Annotated in this window: 20 protein-coding genes; all 20 read left to right on the top strand. The window is 60.5% G+C overall.

Going from position 1 to position 15,290, the window contains the following annotated elements; translation table 11 throughout:
* Positions 1-13: 13 nt before the first annotated feature.
* The 20 genes from ACNPAA_RS10505 to ACNPAA_RS10410 all read left to right on the top strand — a co-directional run bounded on the left by ACNPAA_RS10505 (position 14) and on the right by ACNPAA_RS10410 (position 15,138).
* The gene (locus tag ACNPAA_RS10505) at positions 14-328 is read left to right on the top strand and encodes a phage holin family protein (protein WP_042880552.1); all 315 of its coding nucleotides are present in this window, start codon (positions 14-16) and stop codon (positions 326-328) included.
* Positions 328-810, top strand: a complete 483-nt coding sequence (locus ACNPAA_RS10500; protein WP_113070507.1) for a TIGR02594 family protein — start codon at positions 328-330, stop codon at positions 808-810. Before ACNPAA_RS10505 ends, ACNPAA_RS10500 begins: the two co-directional genes overlap by 1 nt.
* A gap of 53 nt (positions 811-863) precedes the next feature.
* A complete protein-coding gene (locus ACNPAA_RS10495; RefSeq protein ID WP_417891743.1) occupies positions 864-1,088 on the top strand; it encodes a hypothetical protein in 225 nt (74 codons plus the stop codon).
* A 1-nt stretch (position 1,089) separates the two neighbouring features.
* On the top strand, positions 1,090-1,320 hold the full coding sequence (locus ACNPAA_RS10490) for a hypothetical protein (RefSeq protein WP_210558058.1): 231 nt from the start codon (positions 1,090-1,092) through the stop codon (positions 1,318-1,320).
* A gap of 71 nt (positions 1,321-1,391) precedes the next feature.
* Positions 1,392-1,553, top strand: coding sequence for a hypothetical protein (locus ACNPAA_RS10485; RefSeq protein WP_395263681.1), 162 nt, complete (start codon positions 1,392-1,394; stop codon positions 1,551-1,553).
* A 312-nt stretch (positions 1,554-1,865) separates the two neighbouring features.
* The gene (locus tag ACNPAA_RS10480; RefSeq protein WP_417891742.1) at positions 1,866-2,444 is read left to right on the top strand and encodes a hypothetical protein; all 579 of its coding nucleotides are present in this window, start codon (positions 1,866-1,868) and stop codon (positions 2,442-2,444) included.
* 326 nt (positions 2,445-2,770) lie between these two features.
* Positions 2,771-2,968: a hypothetical protein gene (locus ACNPAA_RS10475; RefSeq protein WP_417891741.1), complete on the top strand. Its 198-nt coding sequence runs from the start codon at positions 2,771-2,773 to the stop codon at positions 2,966-2,968.
* A 22-nt stretch (positions 2,969-2,990) separates the two neighbouring features.
* Entirely contained in the window at positions 2,991-3,350 is a 360-nt protein-coding gene (locus tag ACNPAA_RS10470) for a hypothetical protein (RefSeq protein ID WP_210538423.1), read from the top strand.
* 59 nt (positions 3,351-3,409) lie between these two features.
* Entirely contained in the window at positions 3,410-5,107 is a 1,698-nt protein-coding gene (locus tag ACNPAA_RS10465; protein ID WP_417891740.1) for a terminase, read from the top strand.
* Positions 5,107-7,233, top strand: a complete 2,127-nt coding sequence (locus tag ACNPAA_RS10460; protein ID WP_417891739.1) for a portal protein — start codon at positions 5,107-5,109, stop codon at positions 7,231-7,233. The genes ACNPAA_RS10465 and ACNPAA_RS10460 overlap by 1 nt, the downstream gene beginning before the upstream one ends.
* Before the next feature lie 119 nt (positions 7,234-7,352).
* Entirely contained in the window at positions 7,353-8,309 is a 957-nt protein-coding gene (locus ACNPAA_RS10455; RefSeq protein WP_408804460.1) for a Gp49 family protein, read from the top strand.
* A gap of 131 nt (positions 8,310-8,440) precedes the next feature.
* On the top strand, positions 8,441-9,367 hold the full coding sequence (locus ACNPAA_RS10450) for a hypothetical protein (RefSeq protein WP_417891738.1): 927 nt from the start codon (positions 8,441-8,443) through the stop codon (positions 9,365-9,367).
* A 71-nt stretch (positions 9,368-9,438) separates the two neighbouring features.
* A complete protein-coding gene (locus ACNPAA_RS10445) occupies positions 9,439-10,656 on the top strand; it encodes a DUF4043 family protein (RefSeq protein WP_280094127.1) in 1,218 nt (405 codons plus the stop codon).
* 65 nt (positions 10,657-10,721) lie between these two features.
* Complete coding sequence (locus ACNPAA_RS10440) at positions 10,722-11,111, top strand: hypothetical protein (protein ID WP_280094126.1); 390 nt, start codon at positions 10,722-10,724, stop codon at positions 11,109-11,111.
* A gap of 66 nt (positions 11,112-11,177) precedes the next feature.
* Positions 11,178-11,615, top strand: a complete 438-nt coding sequence (locus ACNPAA_RS10435) for a hypothetical protein (RefSeq protein WP_280094125.1) — start codon at positions 11,178-11,180, stop codon at positions 11,613-11,615.
* Between the two features lies 1 nt (position 11,616).
* Complete coding sequence (locus tag ACNPAA_RS10430; protein ID WP_114522648.1) at positions 11,617-12,198, top strand: hypothetical protein; 582 nt, start codon at positions 11,617-11,619, stop codon at positions 12,196-12,198.
* Positions 12,199-12,210: 12 nt separating this feature from the next.
* Positions 12,211-12,888, top strand: a complete 678-nt coding sequence (locus tag ACNPAA_RS10425; RefSeq protein ID WP_417891737.1) for a DUF6682 family protein — start codon at positions 12,211-12,213, stop codon at positions 12,886-12,888.
* Between the two features lie 9 nt (positions 12,889-12,897).
* On the top strand, positions 12,898-14,613 hold the full coding sequence (locus tag ACNPAA_RS10420) for a phage head spike fiber domain-containing protein (protein WP_417891736.1): 1,716 nt from the start codon (positions 12,898-12,900) through the stop codon (positions 14,611-14,613).
* Complete coding sequence (locus ACNPAA_RS10415) at positions 14,610-14,846, top strand: hypothetical protein (RefSeq protein WP_417891735.1); 237 nt, start codon at positions 14,610-14,612, stop codon at positions 14,844-14,846. The genes ACNPAA_RS10420 and ACNPAA_RS10415 overlap by 4 nt, the downstream gene beginning before the upstream one ends.
* Entirely contained in the window at positions 14,833-15,138 is a 306-nt protein-coding gene (locus ACNPAA_RS10410; RefSeq protein WP_417891734.1) for a hypothetical protein, read from the top strand. Before ACNPAA_RS10415 ends, ACNPAA_RS10410 begins: the two co-directional genes overlap by 14 nt.
* The last annotated feature ends 152 nt before the right edge of the window (positions 15,139-15,290 follow it).

Below are 15,290 nucleotides of genomic sequence, written 5' to 3'. Positions count from 1 at the left end.
TTCTGGAGGGGCGATGACGCCTGACAAGGATCCACAGAACTACAGCGTGCTCGCCTATCTGGCATTCGGCGGGCTGAGCGTATGGGGAGGGCTTGTGACCTACATACAGACGGTGAAACGCGAGGGAAGGCAGTTCCGATGGGCCGAGGCGCTGCTGCAGGTGGTGGTGTCAGGGTTCGCCGGGATGTTGACCATGCTGCTGAGCTGGTACATCGCAGCCCCGCTCCCGTTGTGCGGCTTCATGGCTGGCCTGGCTGGCTTGATGGGGTCGAAAGCACTGGAGCTGTACGAACGCCGGGCAACCGGCTGGATGGGAGGGAAGGAGTGATGGTGAAAATGCGTTGGGTAGATGAGGCCCGTCGGCATATCGGTCTGACGGAGATCAAGGGGCCCCAGCACAACCCCGAGATCGTGGCGATGTGGAAGGCCATCAAGCGGGGCGGGATCAAAGACGATGAAACCCCATGGTGCGCCGCCTTTGTCGGGGCGTGCCTGGAGCGGGTCGGCATTCAATCCACCCGGTTCGAGGGTGCGCGTTCCTATGCCTCCTGGGGGGAGAAGCTGGAAAAGCCGGTGGCGGGCTGCGTAGTGGTGTTCTCCAGGGATGGTGGCGGACACGTTGGGTTCGTAGTGGGGCAGGATAAGGCTGGCAATCTGCTGGTATTGGGCGGCAACCAAGCTGACGCGGTGAACGTGAAGGCGTTCCCTCGCTCCCGGGTAACCGCATACCGCTGGCCCGCCGGTGAGCCGAAGCCTGTAGGGGAATTGCCTGTGATGGCTGCGGCAGAGTTCTCGAAGTCCGAGGCATAGGCGCAAGCCTTGCCAATATCGCCGGGTAACCGGTAACAGCAGAGGAGAGTGCGATGGAACACATCGTTCAGGTGGTCATCAACTGGATTGTCATCCTGATGGCTGTAGTGGGCGGCGCGTCCATGGTGGTGCAGGGGCTGGCCAAGATCGCGGCCGTCACCCCGTCCACCCGGGACGATGAGGTGATCGGGAAGGTGCAGGCCTTCTTGGTTGGCCTGACCAAGGTGCTGGACAAGCTGGCTATGAACCTGCCGGCTGAGAAAGCCAGGAAGCAATAACATGAACAGCTTGCTCCAACTGCTCGACATTCTAACGGCCCTTCTGGGCCGTTGGCTTAAGCAGGAGAGGGCAAGGGAGGTGCAGGAAAGCCATGACAAGAATCATGCGGACCCACAGGGGCGTTTTGCTGAGCGTTTCGGTGCTGCTTCTGGCCAGTTGTCAGACAGCTCCAAGCCACACAGCGAACTGCCCGCCACCCACACCCAGGCTGACATGGAACCCCGCCGCTAATGGCGGGGTTTGTCTTTCTGGGGAATCCACAGCCGACCTACTGGACTATCTCGATGCACTGGAGCGATGCGGTGGTTAATGGCATTACCGTGACCGGTGTTATCACTCAGGTGAGGGAGTATGACGGGAGTCAGGCCCTGGTCACCCTGAATACTGGCGTCTCCGTCGTAGTACCGGCTACCCATGAGCCTGTACCTGGTGATGCCATCGTCGAAGGCGAGCTATCCATCTAAATGGCAAAGACCGACTGGGCACAGCTCAATGCAGAGTTCCTGCAGGAGCATGAAGCGACAGGCATCAGTGCGAAAGACTGGTGTGACAGCCGCGGCCTGAACTACAACTCGGCGCGTCGCTATTTGAAATCTCGGGGGCAATCCCCTGCGCAACCTGACAAATCTCGCGTAGCTGCGCAATCTGCGCATTCCGAAGTGCGCAAAACTGCGCAATCTGCGCAAAGTGCGCAAACCAAAGGGAATGAGGCAAAGGCCAAAGGGGGAGAGCGAAGAGGGGAGAAGTCCTCGGCATCCACTTATACCCCGGCCAGCTTGGACCAGAACTCGAAAACCAACTCGGGGCGCCAGCCAGATGGGCGCTTTGACAAGGGAAATCGGGAGTCCGTAGGCAACCAAGGCAACCAGAACCCACCGAATAAGTGGCAACCCGGCGACCGCCCGGCGCTGACCCATGGCGGTTATGCCAAGTTCCTCGATGCCGAGGAGCTGTTCGACCAGGCCCGCGAGCTGCAATTACGCGACGAGCTGGACTTCACCCGGGCTCGCGTCATCTCCGTCACCAAGCTGCTCAAGGGGTTGCAGCAGGACCTGGTCACGGCCAGCGAGATGACCGACCGGATTGCGCTCTACGACAAGATCCTGAAAGCCGAGCAAGCCCTCGACCGCAACATCCAGCGGATTGAGTCCATCGAGCGCACCCTGAGCGCCCTTCGCATCGACGAGGTGAGCGTGCCGAAGATTGAGGAGGACACTCGCCGGATCCGGGCTGCGGCCCGCAAGCTGACCGCCGAAGCAGATCGCCTCGAGAAGGATGGCGGCAGTGAGTCCACGCCGGTCAGTGAGATGGTGACTGAGTTGCAGGGCATGGGGACCGGGGGGCTGATGTCGTGATAGTATTTACAAATGTCATTAGCGCGGGTTGGTGAGATGAAAATTTACAGCGTGGGAGAATCAGGAGCTTTGGTGAGCATTGGTGATGATAGCGTGCTGCCAAAGGATGTAAGTCACGCCCTACGCCGTGGTGAGAGGCTAACCTATTGTCTGACGGATGCGATGGATGGCTTTGATGGTGGCTCTGTTACGTTTGAGCCGACATTGATATATCAAGATGGCAAACTTCATGAGTGTGGGTCTGTAATCCGGGATGCCAGAGAAGCTCAGGCATTCGCAGAGTATTACGAGCGTTACACAGAGCTCACCCCATGCAGGAGCCAGCCATGAAACAAAAAGAGCGCCAGGCCACCCAAAGAATTTTGGCTATTGAGGCTATCGCCAAGCTGCGCTCTGTGTCAGAGCTGTTTGGTGTTGAGGATGTCGGGCTTGACGATGAGCAGGCTACGGCTGACTTCAAGCGTTGGGATGAAAAGATCACAGAGCTTGAGCGGTGGATAAAAGATGAAAGCCCGATCGCCTGAACTTGCTTCCACTGGAGTAATAATGAGAATTTATCGCAAGAATGAGGCTGGGGAAGCGGTTTACATCGCCGATTGCTCATTGCCTCAGGAGGTGTGCGACGCCGTTGATTCAGGGCGTGAGGCGCAATACGAGTTGCCGCCAGTTCTGGGGCCATCGCGACAAATTGGTTATGACATCGAACCTGATTACGCCGCTACTGTCACCATTGAGCGCGTGCTCCTCGAGCCATACCGCCTTTACCGCAACGGCGCGCTGGTCGAGATGGGCGCAATGATTGCAGATCCCAGTCATGTGAGGATGCTGGCCGAAAACATTCAGCAGCGTGCCGCAGCCAGGGCAGAGGTCAACGCCATCACCGCAGCATGGCAAGAACGAACATAACTACAGCATCACCCACACCAACCCGCTTCGGCGGGTTTTTTATTGCCTGAGATCCCACGATGACCGAACTAGATACCTCCGCCATGACTGAGCAGGAGCAGATGGCCTACATCCGCTCGAAGCTCAGCGATAAGTGGTGGCGGATGAACAACCTCTACATGATCGAGAACGAGCAGGGCCAGCTGGTGCGCTTCAGGCTGCGCCCGGCGCAGGAGCTGCTGTTCCGGACCATGTGGTACCTGAACATCATCCTCAAGGCGCGTCAGCTCGGATTCTCCACGGCCATCGACATCTATCTGCTGGACGAGGCGCTGTTCAACAAGAACCTCAAGTGCGGGATCATCGCCCAGGACCTGACGGCCGCAGGTGAGATTTACCGCACCAAGATTGAAGTCCCGTTCGATAACCTGCCCGGCTGGCTCAAGGCCCAGTTCAAGGTGGTGACCCGGCGCGGCGGGGCGAATGGCGGTCACATCCTGTTCCGGCACGGCTCCAGCATCCAGGTGGCCACCTCGTTCCGCTCCGGTACCGTGCAGCGCCTGCATGTCTCCGAGCACGGGAAGATCTGCGCCAAGTACCCCGAGAAGGCCAAGGAGGTGCGAACCGGGACGCTGCAGGCGATCCACCCGGGCGCCGTGGCTTTCATCGAGAGCACGGCCGAAGGGGTGGGGGGCGACTTCCACGCCATGAGCATGAAGTCCCTCGAGCTGGCCAGGGCATCCGGTGAACTCAGTCAGCTCGACTGGAAGTTCCACTTCTTCGCCTGGTGGCAGGATCCCAAGTATCGCGGCGACGTCCCCGCTTCCGGTGTGGTGATGAGCAAGACCCAGGCGGAGTATTTCGCCGCGGTCGAGAAGTCGATGGGTTGCACCATTACCGACGAACAGCGGCAATGGTACGTGCTGAAGGAGTCCACCTTGGGCGCGGAGATGAAGCAGGAGTTCCCCAGCACGCCGCTGGAGGCCTTCCTAACCTCTGGGCGCCGGGTGTTCGACCCCATCCATACCATGGATGCCGAGGGCGATTGCATGGCCCCGCTCATCGTCTATGACATCGACCCAGTGACCGGCAGGCGTGAGAAGGCCCGCAAGCCGGAGAAGCTGGACGAGCGTGGCCAGCGCTCCCTCGAGAACATGCTGCTGGTCTGGGAGCTGCCAGATCCCGACGAGGATTACGCCATCGGCGCTGACGTGGCGGAAGGTCTCGAGCACGGCGACCGTTCAAGCCTCGACGTGACCGCCAAGAGCGACGGCCGGCAGGTGGCCCACTGGTTCGGGCATCTCGACCCGGGGCTTTTTGCCCAACTGCTTGCTCACGTTGGCCGGTTCTACGGCACCGCAGAGCATGGCCCGGCCTACATCGGCCCGGAGCGCAACAACCACGGTCACGCTGTGCTGCTCAAGCTCCGTGAGATCTACCCGACCCGGCGCATCTACACCCAGGAGCACATCGACCGGGACCGCGACGACGAAACGCCACGCCTCGGCTGGCTCACCACTCGGCAGTCCAAGCCGATCCTGGTTGATGGCCTCAAGGCCCTGCTGCGTGCCGGGCAGTCCGGGATCCGCTGGATCGGTACCATTTCCGAAGCCACCACCTACGTCTACGACAAGAGCGGCAGCATGAACGCCCAGGACGGCTGCTACGACGACCAGCTCATGAGCTACATGATTGCCCAAGAGATGCGTGCCCGGATGCCGGCCCGCATCGTCAAACCTGAATCCTTCCGCAAACCCAAGCACTGGATGGCCAACTGATGATCAACGCCCAACCCAAGGCCCCTGAAAAAGGCGGCCTCGATACCCCGCGCCTGCTCAAACTGATGAGCGATATCAACGGCCAGCCGGACTGGCGAAGCCTTGCCAATCGAGCTTGCGCTTACTACGACAACGACCAACTGCCACCTGCGGTAAAAAAGGCACTCGATGAACGCGGGCAGCCCATCACGATCCACAACCTCATCGCCCCGACTATCGACGGCGTGCTGGGGATGGAGGCCAAGAGCCGCACCGATCTGATGGTGATCGCCGATGACCACGACGACGAGCTGGAGCAGCTGGCGGAGGCCGTCAACGCTGAATATGCCGATATGTGCCGCCTGGGTGGACTGGACCGCGCCCGAGGCGAGGCGTATGGCGGCCAGATAAAGACCGGTGTGGGCTGGGTTGAGGTATGCCGCCGCGATGACCCGTTCGGCCCGCGCTACAAGTTCAGCAACGTCCACCGAGACGAGGTTTATTGGGACTGGCACAGCAGGGAGCCGGACCTAAGCGACTGCCGCTGGTTGATGCGCCGCCGCTGGGTCGATCTGGATGAGGCCAAGACCATGTTCCCGAGCAAGGCACAGGCGCTGCAGTGGGGCGTCAACGACTGGGAGGGGATGGTAAGCCTGACCGCCATCGAGGGGATGGATCCCAACCTAGTCAGTGCCTATGACGAGTGGAGTCAGTTCAGCGGCAAGGAGATAGAGTGGTGCAGCCGGGAGCGGGACCGGGTGCTGCTGCAAGTGGTCTACTACCGCACCTACACCATGCGTCAGGTGCTGAAGCTCGACTCAGGCCGGGCGTTGGAATACGACAAGACCAATCAACTGCATCTCGCTGCTGTGGCCATGGGGCGCGCCAAGCTGGAACGCTGCCCGGTGGCCGTGATCCGGGAATCCTGGTTCGTCGGCCCTCATCATCTGGTTGATCGACCCTGCTCTGCTCCCCACAACATGTACCCGCTGGTGCCGTTCTGGGGGTATCGCAAAGACCGCACCGGCGAACCCTATGGGCTGATTGCTCGAGCCATGCCGGCGCAGGACGAGGTGAACCTGCGGCGTATCAAGCTCACCTTCCTGCTGCAGGCCAAGCGCGTCATCATGGACAAGGACGCCACCAACATGAGCCGGGATCAGGTGCTGGAGCAGGTCGAGCGCCCTGATGGCTACATCGAGCTCAACCCGGACCGCGCCAACAAGACCAGCGTGAGCGATGCCTTCAAGGTGGAGCAGGACTTCAACGTGGCGGCCCAGCAGTTCCAGGTGATGCAGGACTCGGTGAAGCTGATCCAGGACACCATGGGGGTTTATGCCGCCTTCCTGGGCCAGGGCTCCACCGGGCAGTCCGGCGTGGCTATCAGCAACCTGGTGGAGCAGGGGGCGACCACGCTTTCGGAGATCAACGACAACTACCGGATGGGCTGCCAGCAAGTGGGGCAGTTGGCGCTGGCGTACCTGCTGGAAGACATGGCCAGCAAGCGCAACTACAAGGTGACAGTGAACCGGGATGACCCGCGCCGCCGCAAGGCTGTGGTGATTAACGTGGAGCAGGAGGATGGCAAACTCACCAATGATGTGACCCGGCTGCGGGCACATATCGCACTGGCGCCGATCCAGCAAACAGCCGCTTACAAGCAGCAACTTGCCGAGCGAATGACCCAGGCTATGTCCCAGCTGCCGCCAGAGGCCGCCGCTGCCTGCTTCGATTTGCTGGTTGAGCTGATGGATGTACCGCGTAAGGCTGAGTTCGTGGAGCGGATCCGCAATGCCCTGAACATCCCGAAAGACCCGGACGAGATGAGCGATGAGGAGCGCGCCGCTGCCGAGCAACAGGCTCAGCAGGCCCAGATGCAGCAGGAGCTGGCCATGCGCGAGATGCAGGCCAAGTTGGCAGAACTGGAAGGCAAAGCCGCCAAGTGGCAGGCAGAGGCCCAGCGCATCGCCAAGCTGACCGACTCCATCCGGTTTGAGGATGCTCTCAAGCAGGCCCAGACCGGCAAGACGTTGCAGGAGATGGAGCGCCTTGCTGCCGAGCAGCAGAGCATCCAGGGGGAGCAGGCTTTGCTGCAGGCCCAGCTGTTGGACACCATCCAACAGCAGATCGACGCCATCGCGCTCTGACAGTTGCTTTCCTGACCTGCCAGCGTTACGATTTCCCCAACATGGCCCAGTCTCTCGAGATTGGGCCTTTTCGTTTCCAGACCCGGCCATTGTGCCGGGTTTTTTATTTGGAGTGGGCCATGACCGACAGTGTTGAGTTGAAAGGTGTACTTGAAGCAGCCCTCAGCGAAGATGGCGGCATTATCCTCATCCGTAACGCGATGGCCGAGTACCAGTCGCACAAGAAGGTTCATGCGGCTGTAATCTCAGAAGTTCACCCCTGCGACGAGCATGGCAACTTCATGATCGACATCACCAACCCGCTCTATGACGGCATCACCATCCCTTACATGGTCACCCATGACATGGTTGCCCGCTTCACCCCTGGCGTTGGTGACTACATCGTGCTGTATGAGAACAACTATGTGTCATTCAGCCCGAAAGATGTGTTTGAGGGTGGATACCTCATGATCGAATGGCCATCCGTGTGCGCCAGTGAAGAAGATGCCGAAATGGAACGCGAGATCCAGACTCTCGGGCTGACAGCGCCGCGTGTTACTCCGGACCAGATCGATGCTCTGATGCGTGGCGTTCGCTATGAGGTGCAGGTTGTGCCTGGCACCACCACAACTCTGGCCACCGCCATTGCTGCCAACGACTTCACCCTTGCCATCGGCATGACCGCCTGCGCCGACCCTGCCAACTTCAATGCAGATCTTGGCGCCAAGTACGCCATCAAGGATGCCGAAGCCAAGGCCCGCCAAGAGCTGTGGAAGCTGGAAGGGTGGCGGCTCAAGTGTCGCCTTGAGAAACCTGTGCTGTTGGTGAGCGGCTACAGCCAGATATCAGGAGTCATTAACGCGGACAAGGTGCGCGTGGTTGATGGCGGAAGCCCCAAATCAAGCCACATTGAGCGCATGCACCAAGAACATGATCAACTGGCTGAGCGAACCAGCAAGCTGGAGGCTTTCACTGGGACAGTCAACTTTTGCGCCCTGAGCGCAGATGAGCAGAACCGGATGAAGCGCCAACTGGTCGCCATGCGTGAGTATCTGGCCGCACTGACTGAACGGATTGTGGCAGCAAAGAATCCTTAGCGATAGACGACAGACCTTGCCCGCCTTGTGCGGGCTTTTTTGTGCCCAGCCCCAGCCGGGGAGCGCTTTTACCGAGAGCCTTCCCCCGCTTGGGTAGCGATACCACCCACTGAAAACCCACGAGGACAACCATGGATAAGAACATCGACAACCTGAACGGCACTGAGAGCCTGGACGAACTGGAAGCCATGCTGGAGGCGATCGAGCGTGAGCCCGATGCCGAGCTGGATGATGGCACTGCTACCGAGCAAACGGACGTAGACCCCGCGCCGTCGGCGGGTGAGGTGGCAGCCGGTATCGAACAAGCCAACACCGAGCAGGGCGGTGAAGGGGCCACGGAGCCTGAGAAGGTGATCCTGGCCAAGAGCGGTAAACACACCATCCCGTATGAAGTGCTGGAGCAGGCACGCAATGAAGCCAAGCAACTGCGTGAGCAGCTGGCTCAGTCGCAGCAAGCCCAAGCTGAACGGGACAAGCTGCAGGCGCTGATGGAGAAGCACGGGATCAACCCCGACGTTGACCCCGACGACATCAGCCAGGAGGAGCTCGAGCAGTTGGCGCAGGACTACCCGGATCTCGGCAAGTCCATCGCCGCCATTGCCCGCAAGCTCCAAAAGCTGGAGCCCCAGGTCGCCCCGCAGCAGGTTCAACCCACCCTCAACCCGGTACAGGCCGCACTGCAGGCGGTACCTGATCTGGTGAGCTGGCGGGAAAAGGACCAGGACCGTTTCGACTTCGCCATCATCGTCGATGAAAAGCTCCAGGCTGATCCCACGTGGCAAGGCAAGTCGCTGGATGAGCGATTCGCAGAGGCGGCGCGCCGCACCAAGCTGGCCTTTGGTGATGAGGTCATCCCTCCCGCCAAGGCCCCCAGCAAGGAGGCGGAGAAACCTACCGACTTTATCCCGTCCAGCCCATCGGCTCTCGGCCAGACCCATCATGCAGCCCCCACTGGTGTGGAGCGCTTCGGCACCATGTCTCAGACCGAGCTTATCGGCGAGATGGGCGCCATGACGGACGCCCAAATGGAGGCGCTGCTGGAGCAGGCCGGGTTCTAACCCACCCCCCATTTCAATAAGCCAACCCCGACCACTGTGTCGGGGTTTTTGTTTTCATGTAGGAGAGGACCATGACCCAAGTCACCTCGGCGCAAGCCAACAAGATTTTGCAGGCCGCACTGTTTACGGCGGCCAACCGTTCCCACTCGCTGGTGAACATGCTGACCGAAGAGGCCCCCAAGGGCGCCAAGGTCAACGGCGGCAAGCAGACCAGTGCAGGTGCGCCGGTAGTTCGCATCACCGACCTGACCAAGCAGCGCGGCGATTCCGTAGATATGCAGCTGTTCCATCAGCTCTCCGGTCGCCCGAGCATGGGCGATCAGAAGCTGGATGGCCGCCTGGAGTCCCTGTCCTTTGCGGACTTCGCGCTCAAAATCAACCAGACCCGTCACGGCGTGGATGCTGGCGGCAAGATGAGCCAGCAGCGCACCAAGCACGACCTGATCAAGACCGCCCGCACGCTGCTTGCTGATGGTTACTACGGCCGACTGGTTGATCAGCGCGGCTTTGCCCAGCTGGCCGGCGCCCGCGGCGACTACTACGCGACCGATATCATCCTGCCGCTGGCGGATGACCCGGAATTTGCCGATATCATGATCAACCCGCTGACTGCGCCCACCTACGAGCGCCACTTCTTCGGTGGTGATGCGACCAGCTTCGAAGCTATCGACGCGGCTGACCGCTTCAATCTGGGCTGCGTGGACAACATGTCGCTGTTCCTGTCCGAGATGGCCAACCCCATCCAGCCGATCCGCATGGTGGCGGATCCGTCCGGTGGCGAGCCGCTCTACGTGCTCTATGTCACCCCGCGCCAGTGGCACGACTTCTACACCTCCACCTCCGGCAAGGATTGGCAGGCGATGCTGGCTGCCGCCATGGAGCGCAGTAAGGGCTGGAACCACCCCATCTTCCGGGGTGAAGGGGCGATGTGGCGCGGCATCCTGGTCAAGCCCTACAAGGGCATGCCGATCCGCTTCAACCAAGGCAGCACCGTCAAGGTGTGCGCCGCCAACTCCGCGACCGGTGCGGAAGTGGACAAGGTTGCCGGTACCACCATCGACCGGGCGGTCCTGTTGGGCGGTCAGGCGCTGGCTAACGCCTTCGGCTCTGGCGAGCAGGGCGGCTCCTTCGGCATGCACGAAGAGAAAACCGACCACGGCAACAGCACCGAGATCTCCATCAGCTGGGTATCCGGCCTGCAGAAGATCCGCTTCAAACAGCGCAACGGCAACATTCAGGACCATGGCTGCATGGTGCTGGATACCGCGGTGAGCGCCATCGCTCGCTAAGCCGCTGACAAATGGGGCGGAAAGGCCCCATCCCAACACTATCTGACCAGACAAGGAGCCATATCATGGCCAAGACTACCCTGATCGCACGAGCGTACCGCTGGTTTATTGGTTCGTTCGGCAACCTCTCTATCTCCCCGACTCTGGTGGCCAAGCTGGCGGCAGTGCCGTCCGGCGATGTCATCGCCTTTGGTGACAAGGTGGAGCCCAACCTGAAAGTGGTTGGCGCCACCCTCATCAGCGGTGCGCTGGGTGCCAGCACCACGCTGACCGTCACCGTCGGTTCGACAGTCATCATCAACGCCGAAGGCACGGCAACGGCGGTATCCAAGTATTTCCCGGTGGACGATCTGAAGACGCTGCCCGACCAGGAGATCACCCTCACCGTCGGCGGCGGCGCAGCAACAGGCACGGTCAAGCTCAAGCTGCACTATGAGGTGATCGGCAACCTGTAAGGCTGCCCGTCACGCCATGCCCGGCCCTGTGCCGGGCTTTTTCGTTTCTGAATAGGAGTCATCGCAATGAGCGACAAAATTGCCGTGGTTTATATCGGCGACAAGCTGAGCAAGAAAGACACCGTCACAGGCAGCCGCATGGTGTTCCCGCGCCATACCGCTGTTGATGTGGAAAGCCACATCGCCATGCAACTGCTGGAGTTCCCGAGCGTCTGGATCCGCCATGAGGCACTGGCTGGCGAACTGGAGCGGCAGGAGACCACTGCCCAGGCTGCCGCCGAAGAGCAGGAGCGCCTCGCCGCCGAGCAGGCCCGCCTGGCGGAAGAGCAGAGCATGGTGGTCGGTGAGCGTGACCTGGCCAAGATGACCTCTGCCCAACTGGCCACCCTGGTGGAAGGGGAAGATCTGGATATCGAGCCGCAGGGCCCGCAAGAGAAGGTGCCCGAATACCGGGTGCGCGTGCGTGATGCCCTGAAGGCCAAGCTGGCAGAGCAGGGGGAATAACATGCAGATGGTGTCGCGTGAGCAGTTCCTGCCCACCGTCAGGCTGCACATCACCGGCCCGCTCGAAGTCATGCTGGGTGAGGCCGTCACAGAGGCGGCCATCACGTTCTGCCGGGAGTCGGCCTTGCTGACCCTTGACCGACTACTGCCCAGCGCGTCAGCCGGCAGCCTGGTGGAGGTCTGCAACATCAGCGGGATGACATCGTGCAATGTGCTGCACCTGACCGGTGAAGGGGGCGCGCCATTTGTCAGTGGGCGTGACTACTTCGCCATGTCGGCCAATGAGCTGAGCATCCTGACTGATCTCAGCGATGCGCGGATCTGGTATGTGGCTGCCCCGGTCAAAGGCGCCACCGACCTCCCAGCCCAGCTCTACCACGATCACGCCGATGCCATTGCCCATGGCGTCGCTGCCTTGCTCTATGCCCAGCCAGACCGCCCCTGGTCTGACCCTAAGCGTGCAGGGTACCACCGGGCTGAGTTCGTCGAAGGTTGGCGTCGCGCTGGTCGGTTCCGCAAAGAGCACAGCGCCCCGACCCAGGTCGAATTCCACAACCCGCCCCGCAAACACACTTTTTTCTAAAGGACTCCACACATGGCAACCGTTACCGTTGACTCTATCTTGAAGCGGGTAAATACCCTGCTCAACGATCGCACCTGGGTTCGCTGGCCCAAGCAGGAGCTGCTGGACTACTACAACGATGCTGCCAAAGCGATCGTGTTGATGCGTCCGGATGCCCACACCAAGAACGTCCAGTTCAACTGCGCTGCCGGCACCAAGCAGAGCTTGCCAGCTGATGCCCTCCGGTTGATAGAGGTACTTCGCAATGCTGATGGCAAGGTGATCCGCTTCGTGCCGCGCCGTGCGCTGGATGACAGCTACCCGGATTGGCATGCAGGCAAGGATGGCACCAGTGTGGCGGCCTACACCTATGACGACCGCGATCCCAAGAACTTCTATCTCTACCCAGGCCCCGCCGCCGCAGTGAAAGTGGATGTGATCTACTCAGTTGCCCCGCAATCCAAGATGCTGCCGGATGTCGAGAGTGCAGGTTCTCCGGCACTAGCCGACCTGGATGACATCTACATCAACCCGCTGATCGACTTCATCATGTACCGGGCCTTCTCGAAGGACTCCGAATACAGCGCCAACTCCAATCGGGCGATCGGCCACTACAACGCCTACCTGCAGCAACTGGGTGAAAAGACCCAGGTTGATACTAACTTGGAGCAGCGCAAGACCGAAGGCTTCTCCCGCGTGACCGGGCAGTAAGGGGGCAGCATGGCTGGAGTGTGGAAGCGTGACGGCACGGTGGCCGTCACCAATGGTAACAAGAAGGTGACCGGTACCGGGACCACCTTCGCAGACACCAAGAACGGGGTGGCCAAGGGCCACCTTTTTTGTATCACCAGTGGCACCTCGGTGGATTTCTACGAGGTGGACTACGTGGTGTCCAACACGGAGCTGTATCTGGTGCAGTCATACCGTGGCACCACTGCCACAGGCAAAGCCTACGAGATCATCACGACCTTTTCTGATTCTGTTCCGGAGTTCGCCCGTCGCCTGACGGCCACCCTGAGTGCCTATCAGCAACAAAGTGATGCCTTCCAGGCGCTGCTGACGAGCAATGCAGCCATTATCGAGGTGACTGCGCCGGATGGCACCAAGCAAACGCTGATACCCTGGAAGCGCGTGACCAGCGAGGGGGAGGGGCAGGCCGCCCGCGCCAAGGCAGAGGCGGATAAGGCTGCTGCCAGCGCCGCGCTCGCAGGGGATATCGTGCTTCAGTCGGCTATGCCGCTGCCGGATGTATGGCTGCCGCTCAACGATGACCTGCGCATGATCACCGGCTTCGGTGGTGATGTGAAAGTGGGGGAGTTGACCGTCGCGAAGCGGGCCAACTTCGAGCGGGTAACCTCGGCGACCTACATTGACAAGTCAACGGGACTCCGCCTCGAAGTTCCCGCCAATACGCCCCGTTTTGAAGCGCCTGGCCTGCTGGTTGAGAAAGCCAGCACCAACTTGTTCACGGCGTACAACTTTACTGGCTCGAACATGACGAGCAACAACGTTGAAAACTCGATCCTGGTAAAGCAGACAGACCCGGCAATGGGCGGTGATTATGCTCAGCTCCGTTCTGTAACAGCTGTGGCTGCCAGTCGTTATATCTGGTTGCCGTCAGCCCCTGCAACCGAAGGGCAACCCTATACCGTAACCGTTACTGTTCGCCGCCCCATTGGGTCGCCGATCACCAGGGTGCGCCTAGGGTGTAATGATATGACGCCCGTCTCCGTTTATGTAGATCTTGTCGAGGGGGGAGCGGTTGATGTGGTATTGAGTGGCGTCCTGGCTGCGGGGAAAAATACCATTAAGGCGTTCGTGTGGCCGCATATAGGAAGTGACTCCACCCCAGCCGTCCCTGCCGGTGCCGCCCTGCTGGATGTCGGCGAAATTCAGATTGAGCCAGGCAATGTTTCCACTTCAAGGATCCGCAGCAACGGCGCTCAGACCCGCCGTGAGCAGGACAAGGTGTGGCTGCAAGAGCTTGGGAATATGCTGCCATTAAATCGGGACTTCACCTTGTCTTTTGCGGTTGCTGTTCAATACGACCCGGCAGAGTATGGGTGCTTGTATGCGGCGGGGATTTTCCCGGTCATAACGCAGCTGATTTTTTGGCCCACGGCGTCGGCATTGCTCCGCTTCTACGTCGGGGGCACCAGCTTTGCAGGGTTAACAGCCGCGCAAGTTTCAACAATATTACCGCCCAGTGTGCCCCGTCGAGTCACCTTGATTCGCCGGGGTGACGTTTCAGAGATGTGGATTTCGGGTGTGAAGGTAGCGACCAGCAGCTCATCCAAAGAGGCCGGTTTCACAAACGGTCAGATAGTGATCGGGGCCGACGATAAATTTGTGAGAGCAATGCCGCGTATGCACGTCAGGGATTGGAGGGTCTGGCACTTTGCAGCCTCAGATGCGCAGGCAAAAACCATCCGATGACCCGCTACTACTGCACGGGGCTTGGCCCCGTTTCTCCCGGTACTAATAGCTGCTGCCAGCAGCACGACCACGACTATGGCGCCAAAGGCACGGTATCTCGTGCCGTGGCTGACCGGCGCCTGCGCCAGTGCATGATTGCCCAGGGCAAGCCTGTTATGGCTTGGCTATTCTGGGCGGCCTGCCGCCTTGGCGGCTGGTATTTCTGGAAGGAAAAGACCCATGACCATGATTGATCTCTACCTCAAGGCGGGCAGCAAGTCGGCGATGACCACTGCACTCAAGACGGCAGGCTTTAGCCAGGACGCTGACAGCGGGGCGCTCTATCACCCTGCCGCCGCGCTCGATGTGATCGACACTATCTACCAGCCCACCGGAGAGACTACCCTGGTCGATGGCCAGGAGGTGCCGGTCACGGCCCCGGTGGATGGCTATCACGTCAACGTGCGCACCACGTCTGAGGCGCTGGCCGCCGCCCTGGAGGCCCTGCGCACCCACCCGGTGACGCCTGTGCGAGTGTGGGCCTGAGCCCGGTGCTTGCCTCCTGGCGCTGTCAGCGTTAGGATTTACCCATCATGGCCCCGCTCTCCCGAGTGGGGCTTTTTCGTTTCTGCCTCCCTGAGATCCACATGCCCGTACTCGATATCGTCACCATGCGAGGGACTATGCCGCGCGTGGAG

It is taken from the genome of Aeromonas sp. PS2Canimalfood6 (assembly GCF_048276795.1).
In the GTDB taxonomy this organism is placed as follows: domain Bacteria; phylum Pseudomonadota; class Gammaproteobacteria; order Enterobacterales; family Aeromonadaceae; genus Aeromonas; species Aeromonas caviae.
The sequence above is the reverse complement of the archived record's forward strand: the minus strand, read 5'-3'. Positions and strand labels throughout refer to the sequence as shown.

What these genes read in the sequence shown, in the direction of transcription:
- ACNPAA_RS10505 (WP_042880552.1), top strand. Translation starts at nt 14, where the DNA reads ATGACGCCTGACAAGGATCCACAGAACTACAGCGTGCTCGCCTATCTG.
- ACNPAA_RS10500 (WP_113070507.1), top strand. Translation starts at nt 328, where the DNA reads ATGGTGAAAATGCGTTGGGTAGATGAGGCCCGTCGGCATATCGGTCTG.
- ACNPAA_RS10495 (WP_417891743.1), top strand. Translation starts at nt 864, where the DNA reads ATGGAACACATCGTTCAGGTGGTCATCAACTGGATTGTCATCCTGATG.
- ACNPAA_RS10490 (WP_210558058.1), top strand. Translation starts at nt 1,090, where the DNA reads ATGAACAGCTTGCTCCAACTGCTCGACATTCTAACGGCCCTTCTGGGC.
- ACNPAA_RS10475 (WP_417891741.1), top strand. Translation starts at nt 2,771, where the DNA reads ATGAAACAAAAAGAGCGCCAGGCCACCCAAAGAATTTTGGCTATTGAG.
- ACNPAA_RS10470 (WP_210538423.1), top strand. Translation starts at nt 2,991, where the DNA reads ATGAGAATTTATCGCAAGAATGAGGCTGGGGAAGCGGTTTACATCGCC.
- ACNPAA_RS10465 (WP_417891740.1), top strand. Translation starts at nt 3,410, where the DNA reads ATGACCGAACTAGATACCTCCGCCATGACTGAGCAGGAGCAGATGGCC.
- ACNPAA_RS10460 (WP_417891739.1), top strand. Translation starts at nt 5,107, where the DNA reads ATGATCAACGCCCAACCCAAGGCCCCTGAAAAAGGCGGCCTCGATACC.
- ACNPAA_RS10455 (WP_408804460.1), top strand. Translation starts at nt 7,353, where the DNA reads ATGACCGACAGTGTTGAGTTGAAAGGTGTACTTGAAGCAGCCCTCAGC.
- ACNPAA_RS10450 (WP_417891738.1), top strand. Translation starts at nt 8,441, where the DNA reads ATGGATAAGAACATCGACAACCTGAACGGCACTGAGAGCCTGGACGAA.
- ACNPAA_RS10445 (WP_280094127.1), top strand. Translation starts at nt 9,439, where the DNA reads ATGACCCAAGTCACCTCGGCGCAAGCCAACAAGATTTTGCAGGCCGCA.
- ACNPAA_RS10440 (WP_280094126.1), top strand. Translation starts at nt 10,722, where the DNA reads ATGGCCAAGACTACCCTGATCGCACGAGCGTACCGCTGGTTTATTGGT.
- ACNPAA_RS10435 (WP_280094125.1), top strand. Translation starts at nt 11,178, where the DNA reads ATGAGCGACAAAATTGCCGTGGTTTATATCGGCGACAAGCTGAGCAAG.
- ACNPAA_RS10430 (WP_114522648.1), top strand. Translation starts at nt 11,617, where the DNA reads ATGCAGATGGTGTCGCGTGAGCAGTTCCTGCCCACCGTCAGGCTGCAC.
- ACNPAA_RS10425 (WP_417891737.1), top strand. Translation starts at nt 12,211, where the DNA reads ATGGCAACCGTTACCGTTGACTCTATCTTGAAGCGGGTAAATACCCTG.
- ACNPAA_RS10420 (WP_417891736.1), top strand. Translation starts at nt 12,898, where the DNA reads ATGGCTGGAGTGTGGAAGCGTGACGGCACGGTGGCCGTCACCAATGGT.
- ACNPAA_RS10415 (WP_417891735.1), top strand. Translation starts at nt 14,610, where the DNA reads ATGACCCGCTACTACTGCACGGGGCTTGGCCCCGTTTCTCCCGGTACT.
- ACNPAA_RS10410 (WP_417891734.1), top strand. Translation starts at nt 14,833, where the DNA reads ATGACCATGATTGATCTCTACCTCAAGGCGGGCAGCAAGTCGGCGATG.